This is a genomic window from Sulfobacillus thermosulfidooxidans DSM 9293, from assembly GCF_900176145.1.
Taxonomy (GTDB): Bacteria; Bacillota; Sulfobacillia; order Sulfobacillales; family Sulfobacillaceae; genus Sulfobacillus; species Sulfobacillus thermosulfidooxidans.
Genome location: NZ_FWWY01000001.1, coordinates 1,183,800 through 1,200,701, shown reverse-complemented (window position 1 = coordinate 1,200,701; position 16,902 = coordinate 1,183,800). Strand labels below are relative to the sequence as shown.

Annotated in this window: 18 protein-coding genes; 11 read left to right on the top strand and 7 right to left on the bottom strand. The window is 49.2% G+C overall.

Translation table 11 applies throughout. The features are described 5' to 3' along the window. Positions 1 to 290: 290 nt before the first annotated feature. Together B8987_RS06260 and B8987_RS06255 are read left to right on the top strand one after the other, a co-directional pair. Positions 291 to 1,157: a hydroxymethylglutaryl-CoA lyase gene (locus tag B8987_RS06260; RefSeq protein WP_084660999.1), complete on the top strand. Its 867-nt coding sequence runs from the start codon at positions 291 to 293 to the stop codon at positions 1,155 to 1,157. Between the two features lie 76 nt (positions 1,158 to 1,233). After that, positions 1,234 to 2,595 (top strand): MFS transporter, encoded by a 1,362-nt coding sequence (locus tag B8987_RS06255; RefSeq protein ID WP_020375260.1) that lies wholly within the window; start codon positions 1,234 to 1,236, stop codon positions 2,593 to 2,595. 91 nt (positions 2,596 to 2,686) lie between these two features. Here B8987_RS06255 and B8987_RS06250 read toward each other — a convergent pair whose 3' ends face one another. From B8987_RS06250 to bioF, 3 genes are read right to left on the bottom strand one after another with little or no spacing between them, the layout of a single operon-like run. Further along, positions 2,687 to 3,421 (bottom strand): iron-containing redox enzyme family protein, encoded by a 735-nt coding sequence (locus B8987_RS06250; protein ID WP_084660998.1) that lies wholly within the window; start codon positions 3,419 to 3,421, stop codon positions 2,687 to 2,689. Beyond that, positions 3,414 to 4,202 carry a 6-carboxyhexanoate--CoA ligase gene (locus B8987_RS06245; protein WP_020375258.1) on the bottom strand — a complete coding sequence of 263 codons (789 nt, stop codon included), beginning with the start codon at positions 4,200 to 4,202 and terminating at the stop codon, positions 3,414 to 3,416. The genes B8987_RS06250 and B8987_RS06245 overlap by 8 nt, the downstream gene beginning before the upstream one ends. Continuing rightward, positions 4,189 to 5,415 (bottom strand): 8-amino-7-oxononanoate synthase, encoded by a 1,227-nt coding sequence (gene bioF, locus B8987_RS06240; RefSeq protein ID WP_084660997.1) that lies wholly within the window; start codon positions 5,413 to 5,415, stop codon positions 4,189 to 4,191. The genes B8987_RS06245 and bioF overlap by 14 nt, the downstream gene beginning before the upstream one ends. A 346-nt stretch (positions 5,416 to 5,761) precedes the next feature. Here bioF and B8987_RS06235 point away from each other — a divergent pair, with 346 nt between their 5' ends. From B8987_RS06235 to B8987_RS06200, 9 genes are all read left to right on the top strand, one after another. Next, the gene (locus B8987_RS06235; protein ID WP_084660996.1) at positions 5,762 to 6,151 is read left to right on the top strand and encodes a metal-sensitive transcriptional regulator; all 390 of its coding nucleotides are present in this window, start codon (positions 5,762 to 5,764) and stop codon (positions 6,149 to 6,151) included. After that, positions 6,151 to 8,595: a heavy metal translocating P-type ATPase gene (locus tag B8987_RS06230; protein ID WP_084660995.1), complete on the top strand. Its 2,445-nt coding sequence runs from the start codon at positions 6,151 to 6,153 to the stop codon at positions 8,593 to 8,595. Before B8987_RS06235 ends, B8987_RS06230 begins: the two co-directional genes overlap by 1 nt. After that, positions 8,580 to 8,735, top strand: a complete 156-nt coding sequence (locus tag B8987_RS06225; RefSeq protein WP_084660994.1) for a YHS domain-containing protein — start codon at positions 8,580 to 8,582, stop codon at positions 8,733 to 8,735. The genes B8987_RS06230 and B8987_RS06225 overlap by 16 nt, the downstream gene beginning before the upstream one ends. 101 nt (positions 8,736 to 8,836) lie before the next feature. Then, positions 8,837 to 9,286 (top strand): hypothetical protein, encoded by a 450-nt coding sequence (locus B8987_RS06220; RefSeq protein WP_084660993.1) that lies wholly within the window; start codon positions 8,837 to 8,839, stop codon positions 9,284 to 9,286. Between the two features lie 77 nt (positions 9,287 to 9,363). Next, positions 9,364 to 10,203 carry a DUF4396 domain-containing protein gene (locus tag B8987_RS06215; RefSeq protein ID WP_176213164.1) on the top strand — a complete coding sequence of 280 codons (840 nt, stop codon included), beginning with the start codon at positions 9,364 to 9,366 and terminating at the stop codon, positions 10,201 to 10,203. 527 nt (positions 10,204 to 10,730) lie between these two features. Continuing rightward, positions 10,731 to 10,874: a hypothetical protein gene (locus B8987_RS19930; protein ID WP_242940623.1), complete on the top strand. Its 144-nt coding sequence runs from the start codon at positions 10,731 to 10,733 to the stop codon at positions 10,872 to 10,874. A gap of 1 nt (position 10,875) precedes the next feature. Continuing rightward, positions 10,876 to 11,736: a glycosyltransferase gene (locus B8987_RS06210; RefSeq protein ID WP_242940622.1), complete on the top strand. Its 861-nt coding sequence runs from the start codon at positions 10,876 to 10,878 to the stop codon at positions 11,734 to 11,736. Between the two features lie 432 nt (positions 11,737 to 12,168). Continuing rightward, a complete protein-coding gene (locus tag B8987_RS06205; protein ID WP_084660991.1) occupies positions 12,169 to 12,402 on the top strand; it encodes a heavy-metal-associated domain-containing protein in 234 nt (77 codons plus the stop codon). After that, positions 12,399 to 14,678, top strand: a complete 2,280-nt coding sequence (locus B8987_RS06200) for a heavy metal translocating P-type ATPase (RefSeq protein ID WP_084660990.1) — start codon at positions 12,399 to 12,401, stop codon at positions 14,676 to 14,678. Before B8987_RS06205 ends, B8987_RS06200 begins: the two co-directional genes overlap by 4 nt. A 129-nt stretch (positions 14,679 to 14,807) precedes the next feature. Here B8987_RS06200 and B8987_RS06195 read toward each other — a convergent pair whose 3' ends face one another. The 4 genes from B8987_RS06195 to B8987_RS06180 form a co-directional block, all read right to left on the bottom strand. Further along, positions 14,808 to 15,245, bottom strand: a complete 438-nt coding sequence (locus tag B8987_RS06195) for a heavy metal-responsive transcriptional regulator (RefSeq protein ID WP_176213163.1) — start codon at positions 15,243 to 15,245, stop codon at positions 14,808 to 14,810. A gap of 59 nt (positions 15,246 to 15,304) precedes the next feature. After that, positions 15,305 to 15,565, bottom strand: coding sequence for a hypothetical protein (locus tag B8987_RS06190; protein ID WP_076006806.1), 261 nt, complete (start codon positions 15,563 to 15,565; stop codon positions 15,305 to 15,307). A 3-nt stretch (positions 15,566 to 15,568) separates the two neighbouring features. Continuing rightward, positions 15,569 to 16,102, bottom strand: coding sequence for a glycine/sarcosine/betaine reductase selenoprotein B family protein (locus B8987_RS06185; protein WP_176213162.1), 534 nt, complete (start codon positions 16,100 to 16,102; stop codon positions 15,569 to 15,571). Positions 16,103 to 16,290: 188 nt separating this feature from the next. Beyond that, positions 16,291 to 16,782, bottom strand: coding sequence for a hypothetical protein (locus B8987_RS06180; RefSeq protein WP_084660987.1), 492 nt, complete (start codon positions 16,780 to 16,782; stop codon positions 16,291 to 16,293). Between the last annotated feature and the right edge of the window lie 120 nt (positions 16,783 to 16,902).

The following is a 16,902-nucleotide window of genomic DNA, read 5'->3' as shown; positions in this document are numbered from 1 at the left end:
ACATGGCATCAGCCGCCTGTTTATGACCTCAGTTATGTTTGCTCAAAACTTTACGCCGGAGGATTGCCACTATCGACGATTTATCATGGAGTAGTAACCCATCCCACGCAGTATCTAGAAAGACCACTGCCTCCTCATTCCCTGGTCATTTGGCGCTACCGCTCCTCTTACACGAGATTTCCAGATGCTGAAGGCATGGTTGAAGTGGGACCGGGATACTGGCGTCCCATCGTGGTTGTGGCCCATGGCCACATCGTCAGAAACCTTTTAAAGAAGGGGGTGAAGATTAGATGACTCTGGTCAAGATTGTTGATGTTACGCCCCGCGATGGTCTTCAGGATGCAACGGGTTACGTTCCTGTTGCCGACAAAGTCGCCCTGACCCGTGATCTATTCCAGGCAGGTATTCACGCAATTGAAGTCGCCTCATTTGTACATCCCCGTTGGGTGCCCTTGTTAGCAGATGGCGAGGCCGTTCTCTCCCAGCTGCAAGATCTTCCAGGTGAATTGATCGCCTTGGCTCCCAATCTCAAAGGAGTGGAACGTGCCATTGCCGCAGGTGCAAACACGGTGACGTTGGTCGTATCCGCATCAGAAAGTCACAATAAAGCCAACCTTAATCGTTCTCGCGATGAGACTCTGTCCCAACTCACAGAAGCTACAAGGCGGGCGCACGAAGCTGGTCTAAAAGTCCGGGGGGCAATCAGCACCGCCTTCGAATGTCCTTTTGAAGGGGTTGTGCCCATCAATTCGGTAGCCTTTATTGCGGAGCGGTATTGTGACATGGGGGTTGATGAACTAGGGATTGCAGACACACTAGGAACCGCCACGCCCATTCAGGTCAAAGAACGGGTCTGTGTGGTTCAGTCCATTGCGCCAAAAATCCCCTTAGCCCTCCATCTTCACGACCGTCTGGGGTGGGGATTGGCCAACGTAGCTATGGCCTATGAGCACGGGGTTCGCATTTTTGAATCCGCCGTAGGAGGGCTCGGTGGGTGTCCTTATGCACCAGGAGCGGCTGGGAATCTTGATACCGAAAAACTTGTCACATTCTTTCAGGCTCAAGGCCTTGCCAGCCACATTGACATCAGCCAATTGCCTGGGATTCGGCAGCGCCTGTTGAACGTGATTGCGCAACAACTAGCTCCTCCGAACTAATCGTAATGGACTTTACGGAAGCAGTGACGCATAAAATTATCAGATAAATCTAAATCATGAGAGGAGTGGATGAAGTATGGCAACGCCAGCAAATACCCGCATCACCATAGCTGATCGGATGAATCGCTTGCCACCGGCCCCCTATTTTCAACGCTTGGTCGCAAGAGTATCAACGGGAGGTCTCTTTGAATTTTATGAATTGTTCATGGCCGGTGCCGTAGGGGCAGCTCTCGTTCATGCAAAGGTCATGCCCGTCTCCGGCTTAGCCTATTTTGTTGGAGCGGGATTTTTGGGGATGTTTTTTGGAACATCGATCTTTGGCAATATCAGTGACAAAATTGGTCGCCGCAATGGTTATGTTTATTCGTTGCTCATTTATTCGTTTTTCACGATCCTCATGGCCTTTTCACCCAATGCCGTCTGGATTGATGTGTTTCGTCTTCTTGCTGGGTTTGGGGTCGGCGCTCAGTTAGTTGTCATAGATACCTATGTCAGTGAAATGACTCCCGCCTCACGGCGCGGCTACTATATTGCCTTCAGTCAATTTATCACCTATTGGGCGGTGCCTGTCGTGGCGTTTTTAGCCTATACCCTCGTCCCCACACACGTACTTATGGCTGGATGGCGCTGGGTGGTCTTAATAGGCGCCTTAGGTTCGGTCGCCGTCTGGTGGATCCGCCAGGGGTTACCCGAATCTCCGCGATGGTACGAAAATCATGGCGACATCACTCAAGCCAATGCGGTGATGCAACAAATTGAAACGACGGTAGCAAAAGAAGTCGGATCGCTGCCGCCCGTTCGCCCGGGCACTGAAGAACATGAATCTCGGGGTCACTTTCGTGAAATTTGGGTACCTCCATACCGTTCGCGTACCATCATGTTGCTGATTTTCAATCTATTTCAAACCATTGGTTTTTACGGGTTCGCAGCGTGGGTTCCGACTTTACTGGTTAGTGAAGGCATTACGTTAATTCATTCGTTGCTTTACACGTTTTTAATCGCGTTAGTTAATCCCCTGGGACCAATCATTGGCATGGTGATGTCAGACCGCTGGCAGAGAAAGTGGCAAATTGTTGTCGTGTCCCTTAGCATCGGCATTGCGGGTTTAGTTTTTTCCCAGATGCGCACTCCTGTCGGCATCATTACCATGGGTATCGTAATTACACTCCTCAATAATTGGTTCAGCACGCTGTTTCATTCCTATCAAGCCGAATTGTATCCAACTCGGATTCGGGCTACAGGTGTGGGATTTACGTACAGTTGGAGTCGGTTAAGTTCTGCGCTCGTAGGATTTATCATCGTGGCATTATTGAAATCCTTTGGAGTCCTTGGGGTGTTTGCATTCATCTCTCTTGCGATGGCCATTGTGGCATCTGTAATTGGTATTATGGGTCCACGGACCAACGGACGGAGTTTGGAAGACATCTCATCCGTATGAATCGATCCCTCTCTTTGCCTTGCCGCCACTTCGAAACCCCCAGCATCCTGGGGGTTTCTGTGTCGATGTTTCTTATGGATGTAGAAGGATATTATACCCCGAGCGACAAGGCTTCTTGATAAATGCCGTCATACATGGCAGCTTCCGACCCAGCAATATATTGACCAATCTCCAAAATATGTTGATAGGACTCTGGTGGCGTATGTTCGAGGAGGACAGCCCGGCATAATGCATAATGACGGGGTTCGTCATGGCGGGCATGCACATCCCAAAACGTGGTATTCACGGGAGATTTCGCTTGGTAGTAGGGATGGCGTAATCCTTGACCAATCGTGCCCATAATTTGATCGGCAAAAAATTCCGATCCTAATCCCACAGCAGCCATCGCTTCAAGAGGCGATGCATTGTAAAAGAAATCAATAAAGCTTTTAACCGCTTGAGCGACACTGTATCCGATGGCCGGCCATTTTTGTCGGTCCTCATAAACTATATGGGCACTCGGATCAAGACTTTCTAAAAAGGTACGATATAAGACGGCATGCGAATGTCCTGGGATTCCCCGTCCCGCTTCATCCCATAAATTGTCCGCGAGAGGAATCCACCAATCATCTAGAGGAGCCATGGCGGAGATAGCGGCTCCTAAAACCCTCGGAAAATTGGCGCTATAATGCGCATATTGCCAGGCAAAATAGTGCAACATGCTAGCCGTCCACTCGCCTTTAAGCAGTGTCTTAAAGAAAGGTTGTCCTAAAAACCTTTCGTCAATGAAGTGTTGCATCGATTTTTCAACGTCTTCTAAAGACCGCAATTGCTGTTCATTATTCATACGCGTGTTCTCCCTCATTTTTCGCGAACTCAGTTGAAACCATAACCCAAATCGGTATTTGCTGAAGCCGGTTCATGAGTTCCGCTGTATCCTCGTCTTCCTCAACAAAATAAATGCGCCCGCCTAAATTCACGCCTGCCTCTTTGATTCCTTCGAACCGCCAATAAGTTCCCTTTGTGGCCACAAAGCCCGTCGTATAATCAGGGTCATCTGACCAGCCTAATTCGGCAATGACTCCGGCCCATAAGGTCTTGGTGGCTAAAATCAAGGCATCTTGCGTTCGGGGATGAGGAAATCCCTGCTGAACCAAGGCCCTATGTAGACGGTCCCGGTCTTTGGGATGAACATCTACACGCACTGTCCTGACACCCCGGTCCTTGTCGGGTTCTAAACGCCGTCCGCTATGCTTAGTTAATAAGACAGCCCCACGCATATTGCCACCACTTGCTGCTGGCCCCCGGTCCAAAAGAGAAAAAGCATAATCAATGACATCTGATTGAATTTGAGCGTCCAGCAAAATTTGCCGTGCTTGGGTTCGCACCAAAGACTTGGGAGACTTATTAGGGATCCCGCTGCGAATGCGTAGGACAGGAACCTGGGTAATCTCCTGGTCTATTTTCTCAATGGTGATATGGACATCATGTGGATGATTATGCCAAGCCCGTTGGTACAATTCTTGAACTGTCTTCGCGATGTCATCGTCTAAGACTAAACGCTCCATTCCCGAAAGGTGATGTCCTGTCTCATCGGCCGCTCGCATCCGAACACTATAGATATTCATGCTGTGTTCCTTCATCCGTTCCATCAAAACCGACAAGGTCACTTTTGATGCGGCGAAATGCTGCTAACGTTCTTTCGATATCATCCTCATGATGCGCAGCACTGATGGCTAGACGCAAGCGACTAGTACCAGGCGGCACGGTCGGCGGCTTGATGGCTGGGGCATAAATATCCTGGTGCCATAAAGCCTGAGCCACCTTCAGCGCCTGAGTATTGGACCCGATAAGCACAGGGACAATCGGCGTTCTAAGAATACCGGGGGCCAGAACATGATAGCCCAAGTCCTTAAGCCCTTGGCGCAAGAACTCGGCCTGTCGCGCAATGTGCTCCCGCCGCCATTCTTCGTCTTGAGCAATCTTAATCGCTTCTAAAGCCGCTCCCGCAGCAGCAGGATTGAGACCCGTCGAAAAAATAAAGGCGCGGGCCTTATTGATCAGATAATCGATCAAGGCTCGGGGTCCGGCAACAAATCCCCCTTGGGCCGCTAAGGCCTTACTTAATGTCCCAATTTGCCACACATTATCACTGTGCAGCTGAAAAGCTGACAGCGTTCCCCGGCCTTTGTCCCCCATAACGCCTGTGCCGTGCGCATCATCAAGCACGACAACCGCCTCAAACTCTTCGGCTAAATGAAGCAATTCCGGAAGCGGCGAGACATCACCGTCCATGCTAAATACCCCTTCCGTCACAATAAACCGCCGGTCCGCCCCGACCGATGCGTCTAATAACTGCCGCAAATGATCAAGATCATTGTGCCGGTAAATAAATGTTTTAGCCCGGCTCAAGCGACATCCGTCGATAATACTGGCATGATTGGCGGCATCAGAAAAGATATGGCTCGATTCGGTGGTCACAGCGGCCAACACACTAATATTGACGTGATAGCCGCTAGGAAAGACCAAAGCCGCTTCCGTTCCTTTCCAAGCCGCCAAAGCGCGTTCCAATTCCGCAAGAATCGTTGAATTCCCAGTTAACAGCCTAGAACCCGTCGATCCCGTGCCATGTGTCCTCAGGGCCTCTTCTGCCTGCTCAATCATGGCGGGATGATGGGCTAAGCCCAGGTAGTCATTGCTGGCAAAACTCAATACTGCATGATGAGCATCCCGTATAATGTGTCCAGGCGCCGTACCTTGGCTTGAAGGGAGCGTCCGCCAATTGTCCTTTTCCCGCAATAATTTTTCTTCTTTCGCTACCCACTCTTTCCAATAACTCATGGTCTCTTCCCTTCATGGTATGGATTGTGTAGCGCCTCTCTATGTCTTGTGCACCATTAACCTGTCATGCGCTAAAAGCCTTCTCATTATAAAACCAGTCAAAACGCAGAGGAAAGGATTCGCCTCAAGGGCGGGCACCGCGTCCATTCCCTTTGTTCGCAAAATGCATAGAACCGCCAAATTCACACATCTTAAGAAACAATCGCCTTTAGGGTCGTGATTTTTTTATCCGTGTCTTGTGTTCAGCTTTTTTCTCGCAATGATTTATTTGAGGGTTGACAAATCAAAAATAGTGGTTCACACTGTAAACAAGTACCCCACCGGGGGTGGGGAGGGAGGTAAGCTAATGGACCCGGAATTGAAAAAGGATGCGGCTTTACGGTTGAAAGTTGCCGCCGGGCATTTGGAAAGCATCCGGCGCATGGTGGATCAAGACATCTACTGCGTGAACATCATGAAACAAGTCTCTGCGGTTCAGGCTAGTCTTGAGCAAGTCCAGCGCATTTTATTACGCAATCATCTTTTGACCTGTGTGGCGGATGCGATGCGTGAAGGCATGGGCACACCCATAGTCGATGAACTCATCGGGGCGATGAAATACATGCCATTTACCGCAGGAGAAGCCATTGGACCGGACCACGCCTTGTCCCCATTAATTGAACACCCGCTGTGTCATTGTCACAGTGATCAAACGCCTGAGACGGTCCAAAAAATTATGAAAGAAGGTGAAGAGTGATGGCCACTCATCCGATTGATCAAGACCAATCTGCTCAATCCATCAATTTAGATATTGGCGGCATGACATGTGCGACTTGTGTTAACAGTATTGAAAAAGCGTTGCACCAGTTAGACGGGGTTGATGCCCATGTGAATTTAGCCTTGGAACGTGCCAACATTACCTTTGATCCCAGCCTAGTTACCATGCCACGACTTGTTGAAACCATCACGGAATTAGGTTACAGCGTGCGCAAAGATCATGTGTCGTGGATATTAGCAGGTATGGATGAAGAACCCTTGCGCAAACGCGCGATCGAAGCGGCAGAGTCTGTGACCGGAGTCGAAAATGTTCAAGTGAATGCCGTAACCGGCGTGCTCTCCCTTGACCTTATTCGCGGCGTTGCCGATGCTCAGCAAGTCACAGATGCTCTACAGGCCGCGGGCTTTGCCCCCAAACAGCAAAGCACAGATGAACCTAATCCCCGCTCACATGAAATGCAAGTGGCAAGACGCCGTTTATCCTGGTCAATATTGTTCTCTATCCCGATATGGGTAGATATGGTGCATGTGCTGTTTCATGTCGGACCCTCGTGGCTCGACAACGGCATCATGCTCGCGCTATTTGCCACTGTCGTCGAATGGGGACCCGGATGGGGATTCATTCACCGGGCGTGGATGAATTTGCGTCACAAAAATGCCAACATGGATGTTTTGGTCGCGACGGGTACACTCGCGGCTTGGGGATTGTCCATGTACGATTTAGCCGTTCATGGTCCCTTATATTTCGACTCCTCGGCCACCGTCATCACCCTTGTCCTGGTCGGAAAGTATCTGGAAGCCGTCGCTAAAGGACGCACCAGTCAAGCCATTGAAGAATTGTTAGCCCTGCGTCCACAAGAAACCCGCCGGAAGACGGCCCAAGGAGACTGGGAAACTGTCGCGGTTGACGCAATTCACCCGGGAGACATTTTGCAGGTTTTGGCCGGCGAGCGCTTTCCGGTCGATGGAAAAGTGGTTGCTGGGCAAGGGACGGCCGATGAATCCATGCTAACCGGAGAACCTTTGCCCCAGGATAAAAAGCCTGGTGACATGGTCACAGCCGGAACACTGAATGGTTCCACGACACTCGAGATCGAAGCAGAACGGGTCGGGCATGATACCACATTGGCCCAAATCGTCAAAACTGTCGAGGAGGCGCAAGCCACTAAAGCTCCTGTGCAGCGATTTGCTGATACGATTGCCAATGTGTTCGTTCCCGTGGTCATTGGTATCGCCATTATCACCTTTATCGTCTGGGGAGTGATTACCGGTCACTGGCGAATGGCTGCATTAGATGGGGTGGCTGTTTTGGTGGTCGCGTGTCCCTGCGCTTTAGGATTAGCGACGCCTACTGCGGTGATGGTGGGATCAGGCATTGGAGCCAAGCGGGGTATTCTTTTCCGCAATGGCGCAGCCTTAGAAACCGCAAGCCGCATCAATTTGGTCGCCTTTGACAAAACCGGAACCTTAACCCGCGGAAAGCCTGACATGCAACACGTCATAGCCTATGGTGATTTTACCGAGGAGAACGTGTTAGCCTTGGCGTGGGCCATTGAGCGCGAATCGACCCATCCTCTCGCCCAAGCCGTAGTGCGCGGGGCGAAACTGCAAGGCGTCCCTGAATTCCAGGCCGAAGATGTTTATACCGAAGCCGGCTTGGGAATGGTTGGGTATATCAATGATCAAGAAATCGTCGTCGGGAACTTACGTCTGATGGAACAATATCATGTCAACGTTCCCGAGGATATCCAAAACACTGTCAATACCTGGCAAGAACAAGGAGCCAGCGTGATATGGGTTGGTCAGTCAGAACAATTAGCCGGCGCGATTATTGTGGCGGATACGATTCGCGATGATGCTCCGGCCACAATCAAAGCATTGCACGAACGCGGTATTCAAGTCGCGATGCTGACGGGTGACCAAGAGCGCGCAGCTGAGGCTATTGGCAAAAAGTTAAACGTCGATCGGATCTATGGCGGCCTTCTCCCGGCTGATAAATCCAAGATTGTGAGCAAACTCAAAGAAGAAGGATTTCGGGTACTCATGGTTGGTGACGGGATCAATGATGCCCCGGCATTAGCCACCGCCGATCTCGGTCTCGCTGTGGGCTCAGGTACTGACGCCGCGTTGGAAACTGCAGAGGTCGCCTTATTATCCCCAGAAATCTTCGGGGTGGTTCGGGCGTTAACGTTAGGACGAAAGACGCTCGGAAAAATTCACCAAAACCTGTTCTGGTCTCTCATCTACAATGTGATGATGATTCCCTTGGCTGCTTTTGGCATCATTTCGCCTGTCCTTGCCGGCGCAGCCATGGCGATGAGTTCCGTGTCTGTCGTCTCCAACTCCCTGTTATTAAAGACGGCGAAACTCCCAGCCACACCCCTACCAACGGAAGGAGGTGAAATCACATGGCCCAAGCCGTAGACGTTGTCTGTCAAATGACTGTGGATGTCACTGATACAACGCCCCATGTTGACTATGAGGGTACCCGCTATTACTTTTGCTGTGCCGGATGCGCCAAGAGCTTTCAAGAAAATCCGGCTCAGTATGTGAACCAGAAGTAGGCCTAGATCCACTGCAACATCTTTCCGGGTATGTCTTTCTTAAGCGCATACCCGGAATTCTTAAAGACGACAAATGATAAAAGACCAAAGGAGGACGAATTATGGTTGACCGTTCTGTAGCTGCGCGTAACCCTGTCCAGGCTATTTCTGGGGTCATGGTCGGACTACTCCTTGTTCAATTTGTCTTAGGTATGTACACAAATCTTTATGTCACCCTGCCCTCCATGAATCCGAGATACCTCGGAATCCCAATGGGATTTCACACAATGATTTCCCGAGGTTTTGCTTCTCCCATTTTCATGATTCATATGATGCTCGGTGTGTTTTTAGTCGTGTTATCTCTCATTACCGCATTAAAATCTTTATCCAGCACCAAATCATCTACCAAGCTATGGTCAGGCATTGGATTGGTGGCCGTAGTCGTCGCGGGATATAGCGGGCTGACCTTTTTTATGGATGGGCAACATAATAGTGATTCTTTCACCATGGCTATTGCTTGGCTTATTGCATTGAGTGCTTATCTTCTTACCATGCTTCAAAAGGAAATTTAGTTCGGAGTGCTCCGAAAACGTTTCTTACGATTCCTAAAAGATTTTTACAGTTTATGAGCGAAAAGGAGGGATATGAATTGGGAAGTGTCGTTATACTTTGGGGGATTCTTTCCTTGCTATCCGTCTCGTTTATAATTTTTGACTGGCCCCAGGCCCCGATTGATACGACTATGCACATGGCTTTTCTCCTCGTCACCATATTTATGGGACCTTTAGGGCTCGTACTCTATATATTGACCGTGCGAGAACCTTTACCGGGTACGCACCGGCAATATATTGCACCTTTGTGGAAACAAGCGGTGGGATCCACTTTGCATTGCGTCGCCGGAGACAGCGTTGGTATTATCGGAGCGGCCGTCATCATTGGCCTTTTTCATTCTCAACACATATCGATGATACTTAATCTCTTCATTGAATATGTCGCCGGATTTCTTGTCGGCTGGCTGATTTTTCAATCGCTTTTTATGAAGGATATGGTGGGCGGCAGCTACCTTGTGGCCCTTCGAAAAATGTTTCTACCTGAATGGTTATCGATGAATGGTGTGATGGCCGGAATGATTGCGGTCATGGTTCCTTGGATCCGACTTCATCCGGCAGCGGCATCACCCCATCAGGGTGAGTTTTGGTTTATGATGTCCCTGGCCCTCATAGCGGGCGCCATTCTCGCTTATCCTTTAAATTGGTGGATGGTCGCAGCTCATTTAAAACACGGTTTAATGAGTACAGAACCTCAGACAACATCCTATGAAGAGCACGTTAGCAACCATTCTCAACAACATCAACATCTAGCGCATAATCATGACGCCTCGATGTCACACAACATGAACGGACATCAAACGCAACACCGAAAAATCTGGTATATCACGATGTGGAGCGTAGGAATATTAGCAGCATCTCTGGGTGCTGTTTTCATCTGATTACGTGCAGCACATCCACTCACTTGGGCGCTTAAGGCATTCTACCGCTTCTTTTCCACATGACATCGTTCATCTCTTATTTCCTGAAAATCTTTGATATCTGAGATCAAAATATCCGAGCATTGAATCACCCATCCAAATATGGCGACGGACTCTTTTTTCTGTGACACGAAGGTTATCTCATTAATTATGGCTGACCGACAGGAGTCCGACATCCCCGACAGTGAAATCGAAAAAACCTCTTGACATTCCAGCTAACGGGAGAGTTTACGATCTTCCTGCAATAGACGAAAGGAGTGTTATCCATGATTAAAGTGCAAACATCTTGTATCGTGGGCAGTAAAAAACTCCATCGCACAAGCGGTGCTCAGAGTAGGAAAGGCTTTAAAGCGCATTCCAAATGATCCTATCGAAAACCTCTTCCCAAACAGAAAAAGTGAAAAAGTCGCCACTTGCTGTTCGAAATGCATCTTGTTAAATTTCCTTGTCGCTTGGTTAGGATGAACATAAGAAAGGACGAAAGCCTGATGAAAATCGGTTTAATTGTGCCGCCTGATACCCCCGTTACGGGGGGGAATTTTGTGTCGGCTGAACGCCTGCAACGTGGTCTCAACCACTTAGGTCTTAACGCACACGTCGAACGTTTTCATCCCCATCTCAGGGGACTATGACGTGTATCATGCCTGGAATGCGGTGCAAGTGGGACAACGATTACTCCACCAGGGCATTGACCCTGAAAAAATCGTGGTCACGTGGACCGGAACCGACTTATGGGGAGATTGGGCGAAAGATCCCGGGCCGATTCGCCACACCCTGTCATCCTTGCACCATCAGGTGGTGTTTACGCCCAATGCCCGTAAACGGTTGTTGGCGGATGCTCCCGCGTGGGAGCACCGCGTGCAGGTGATCCCGCCGTCGGTGGATGAAACGATGTTCTGCCCCGCGGATTCGTCTCAAACGCGGGATTGGCCCCCCTTAGTCGTGATGGCTGGCGGTATTCGCCCGGTGAAACGCAGTGCCTGGGCGATCGACCTCGTACAATCCGCCCGTAAGACCCTGGGGATCGATTTTCAGCTCGCCATATTAGGACCGGTGCGTGATGGGGAAGAATGGGAACGGGTAGTGCAAGCCGCCCAGGATAAACCGTGGGTGCAGGTGATGGGCGAAGTGCCGAAGGAGCAGATGGGGACATGGTACCAACGGGCCACCATTGTTTTGAATACGAGCCGGATCGAAGGCGTCTCTAACGCGCTCATGGAGGCCATGAGTTGTGGTGCTTTGATCGTCGCCAGCAATATTCATGGGAACCGGTATCTCATCGAGGATGGGAAAACGGGGTTGTTGTTCGACACCCCGGAAGAATTGATTGCGGCATTCCGTTTGACCCTCGATCATCCCCAAGAGGCCGATGAGATGCGGAAAAATGCGCGTCTGCGGATTTTATCGAGGCATTTGCCCTCTCACGAGGCCCAGGCTTATGCCATGATTTATCATCAAATCGCCTGGTCACTGTGCTCGAAAGGATGTGGCTAGTCGACCAGGCCATTAAGATATCTGTTGGTGTGGGATAGACGTAAAGTTTCTATTGATCGGATTCTTGGAGGGCAACGTCATCTGCGTTGCCTTTCCATACCGCGTTATATCACTCCACTGGCCAATATGCCTGACGGACTCATAATCCTTTGTATCAACGTTCGATGTGGCTATAGTAACCCTATCTAATCTCCTGCCTTACAATCACTTAGCCTCCCGTATTTTTGAGGTAAAACAATCCTACGGTCGTCCGCTCTTTCAGTTATTGTCCAAGAACAGGGTATACCTCCTACCAACGGCTAGACCAAAAGAGTCCGACATACCAAAGAAAACAAAAAGTCCCTTGACATTCCTGTTAACGGGAAGGTTTACGATGTTCCTGCGGTAGAGAAGTCCGACACATCACCGCAAAAATTTAAAGGAGTGATATCCATGGTCAAAGTACAAACCTTTACCGTCGTGGGAGACGAAAAACTTCATTGCGCAAGCTGCGAGGCCCGAGTAGGAAAGGCTTTAAGGCGCATCCCGGGTGTTCATTCCGTCATAGCCGATCACCAAACACAAAAAATTGAAGTGACATTTTCCTTGAATGAGACCGCCGAAGAGGTGATTCAAGACCGTTTAGAAGCTTTAGGTTACCAGGTAAAAGTGGAGGTGTCATCATGACAGAAGACACGCAGCAAGTACAATACAAAGTCGGAGGGATGGCCTGCTCATTTTGTGCAACCAGTATTACCAAAGGCCTTGCTCGCATGCCTGGCATCATCAACGCCAGTGTATCACTCGCCCATGAAGAAGCCCTGATTGAGTTCAATCCCAAAATACTGACAGATGATCAGATTCGGCAAACTTTATTGGATTTAGGTTATACTATCCGCGATCCCCGGCGTGTCAAAGCGTATGAGGAACAGCAAAAAGAAATTGATTGGGAACGCCGACGTTTATGGTTTGCTGGAACCATGACCGCGCTCTCTCTGATCTTAATGAGTGTTTTATGGTTACACCTCGTGTCCCTAAACATCATTCGCCCATTCATGACCATAGTCATGCCTCTTTTCGCTTTAATAACCATATTAGGCCCAGGTTATTATATTCTCAAAATGGCTTGGCATTCGCTGAAACGGGGAATTCTTAACCAGCATGTACTTTTGGAATTTGGAGCATTCAGTGGATTTTTGGGGGGGATATTGGGACTCATTGGACACGCTGCCCATATCCCAGCCCTAGAATTTCCCGCTCCGGACTTCTTTGCCGTCGCGACGTTTATCACGACATACCACATCCTTTCAGGATATGCCTCCCTGTTGGTAAGAACTAAGGCGTCTCGTTCGGTCATGAAACTTCTTGAGTTACAACCCGCAATGGCAACGGTTATCCGTAACGGTCTCGAACAAACCGTACCGATCGACGACATAGCGGTTGGAGAGATTATCCGCATTCGACCGGGGGAGGCAATTCCTTTGGATGGGCGCGTTATTGATGGTTCTTCTACCGTCAATGAAAGTCTTGTCACAGGGGAATCATTGCCCGTAGACAAAACCGTCGGGACTGAGGTGATTGGAGGATCCCTCAATCTTACCGGATCTTTGATGGTCTTGGTGACCCGTGTCGGCGAGGAAAGCTTTCTTCAACAGATCGCACATCAAATTGAAGAAGCACGAGCCAAAAAACCGGGAATTTTGCAACTCGTTGACCGCGTTCTTGCGGTCTATGTCCCCGGCGTGTTGGCGGCTGCCGCATTAGCAATTCTTATCTGGACGCTCGGAGACTATATGGTATCAGGACATATGGATATAACCCGAGGCATCTTTGCCATGCTAGCCGTCTTCGTGATGGGATATCCTTGTGCCTTAGGAATGGCAACACCTTTAGCCATGATCCGAGGAGGAGGCATGGCGGCAGAACACGGGATATTGATTCGCGGCGGCGAAGCTTTCCAAGTCCTTAAAGATATTCAGTGGGTAGCCCTCGACAAAACGGGAACACTGACCGAAGGGCGCCCCTCGGTGACCCAAGTTATTCCTCTTGAAGGAACGTCTGAGCCGTATCTCCTAAAAATTGCCGCTATCGCTGAAAACCCCTCTGAACATCCGTTATCTCGTGCCGTTGTTCAATACGCTGAGCAAGAAGGTCTGGATATTCCCACTGTGGATGATTTCCAATCGTTTCCGGGTAAAGGGTTACAGGCAACATGGGAGGGCCGACACCTCAAAGTCGGATCCCCTCGATTTTTGGAAGACGAGGGGATTAAACTTGATGGTCACGAAAGCCAGATTAAATCGTTGCAAGCACAGGGAAATACCGTGGTAGGCGTCGCCGAAAATGATACCTTGCTAGGTTTTATCGCTATCGCCGACACGATCAAACCTGATGCTCTAGAAGCGGTGAATCATCTTAAGAAACTTGGCATCAAACCGATCATGTTGACAGGCGATAATCAATACACAGCCCGAGCCGTAGCCCAAGCAGTGGGCATCAATGATTTTCGTGCCGAAATATTACCTAGCGAAAAGGCCCATGCGGTTCGAGAACTGCAACAATTCGGCCACCGCGTCATGATGGTAGGAGACGGAATTAATGATGCGCCAGCACTCACGCAAGCTGATGTAGGAGTGGCGATCGGAGCCGGTACCGATATCGCGATGGAATCAGCAGATGTCATTATCATGGGAGATCGTCTCAGCGCAGTGCCGCAAGCCATTATGATTGGCCGCAATTCGTATCACAAAACCGTACAAAATATCGCATTGGCATTTTCTTTTAATGGGATAGGCATTCCTTTGGCGATGACCGGATTAATCGGCCCCTCATGGGCGATGTTGGCAATGGTCATGAGCGTCAGCACGGTGTTGACTAACTCTTTTCTAGGCGGAAAACTCGCGTCCCCTCCTCAGCACCTGATTTCCTCCGTAACCTCTTATCCTATTAAGGCAAAAGGTTAACGACATGATGAAGAATATATCACCAAAAGTCTTAAGGTGTGATCCTTAGCAATATGATCCCTATTCTATTAATCCTTCCTGCTTAAGGGCTTAATGGAAAACCCCTAAGCAGGAAGGATTGGCACATTATCAAAAAACATCCTGTTGACTCTTGTTGTCATGATGCTCAATAATCTCGCAGACGCAGGCTTCACACGACGGCAGTGCTTCGGCTTCTTGTTGCATCACGCGTAGTTCGTCAGCTAACTCTTTCAAATTTTGGATTTGAGAATGAACTTCTTCCAACTTCTGATTAATCAATGCCTTCACATGATCGCACGGTACCTCGCCGTGATTACGTAAAGCCATAATCGAACGAATCTCGCTCAACGAAAATCCGACTGCTTTGGCTTTTTGGATAAACCGCAGTCGATCCAAATCGTTCCACGAATATAAGCGGTATCCCGATTCACTGCGTTGACTGGCCGGCAATAACCCAAAATCTTCGTAATATCGAAGAGTTTTGGGAGTAATTTTGGCTAATTTGGCCAGTTCGCCAATGCGCATGGTGTCGAGACGTTGGCTCATTCTCTCTCCTCCTTTGCTAAAATCCCTATGACCGCATGAATCACGCCCGAATATCCCCATCAATTCTCTTTGTCGGAATATGATATCAAAGTACCGCCATAGGTTGCTGTTTCTAAGAGCTTGAGGGCTTTTTTGACCCGATTCATTTGCTCGTTGGTATCGTGGGGATTTCCCACTAGTTTTCCGAGCGCGGCCCGAATCCACAAGACCCGCGGAGGTTTTACCGTTTCCAACATCGGTTTAAGAGCGCCTATAACAACGGTGGCAATGCCTTCACTTTCCAAATAACGCGCATACAGTCCCACGGACTGATGACACACGGGTCATCCAGGGATTAACAGCACCGCATCCACTCCTTGTGCCCGTAACCCCTCTAAAATCTTCCCAGCCGACTTCTCATAAAACGGACGGGGATCAGGCTGGTATCCCATGAACGTATAATTTTCTGCTGCAAGCGAGCCGATATATCCGTTTTGTGCTAATTGGGTCAGAATATCCAGCGGAAATACGGTATTATAATCGACTTGCGCCGAAGTCGTATCATAGTGTCCATGATTGACCTGCCAGCTTGGCAAGGGAGTTTTTGTATCGATGCCGCGAAAACTATGATCCCCAAAGGGATCCTCGGCATCATAAGGAGGTTGTGTGGTTAACGACACGCCGGCGGAACTAATTAAAGCGATCCGAGACTGGTTTAGTGGTTTAGAAAGAGCAACAAAAGGGCTATCGAAAAAAGAAATCCATGGGTAATCACTAAATGCCGTCTTCCAGTCCTTTTCTAACAAAGAGGGGTAACGACTTTGTTTCCACTGCTCGTATGATGCCTCCCACGATAACGGGATTGGTGAACTAGTCATATGGAATGACCTCTTTTCATCACTTGCATTTTTATAGTTTTTATTATTATGAACTAACGACAATCCCGTTTCAATCATCGAGGTTATCGTTTCTTCAGTCTAAATTTTCTTATTTTATCAAGGATTAAAGGACGAAAATAACCGAGTTGACCAGGTTTTTATCAGAAAGATTCGGCATTGGGAGCAAGCTAATGGGCCGGTGGCAATGGCACCCAAATAATCCATGGATGCCCAGTCTGAGCGTCCACAAAAACAAAGACATGAGAATAGGTTCCAGCGGGTTCTGATAACTTTATCGCCCCTGTTAAACCCACTTTCCAGAAATAGTCGGGGAACAATGGCGACACCGAGCCAATTTCAGCTTCGGCCGTAGTTTTCGACACAAGCACGGCACTGATGACTGTCGGCGAGCCCGAGGGATCTTGCTGCATGACCTGAGTCAAGGCATCGTGAATCGCCTGAGTCTTCGTAACGGCCATTGTAAGTCCCGCAGGGACAGGTTGTCCTGACTTTGGAATCGGCACAGTGATATGCGGAAACGTTCTAGGCGCTGGCTCACCAGCGTGAGGCGGGTAGGGATTTGTAAAATTTGAGGCTGCAAAAACGGCACTGCCACCCGCAAGAACCAATGCAATGCCCGTCACAATTCCCACTTTGGTTGTGAAAAAATTTCGTAGCACGAGTTATCTGCCTCCCATTTACCCTCGTCCACTGCCCTTCCTCAAAAGGATTATGGCCCAGCATAGTACTGATTGACTTACGCGACAGAAGAATTAGACGCCTGCTCAGCGTATCCATCA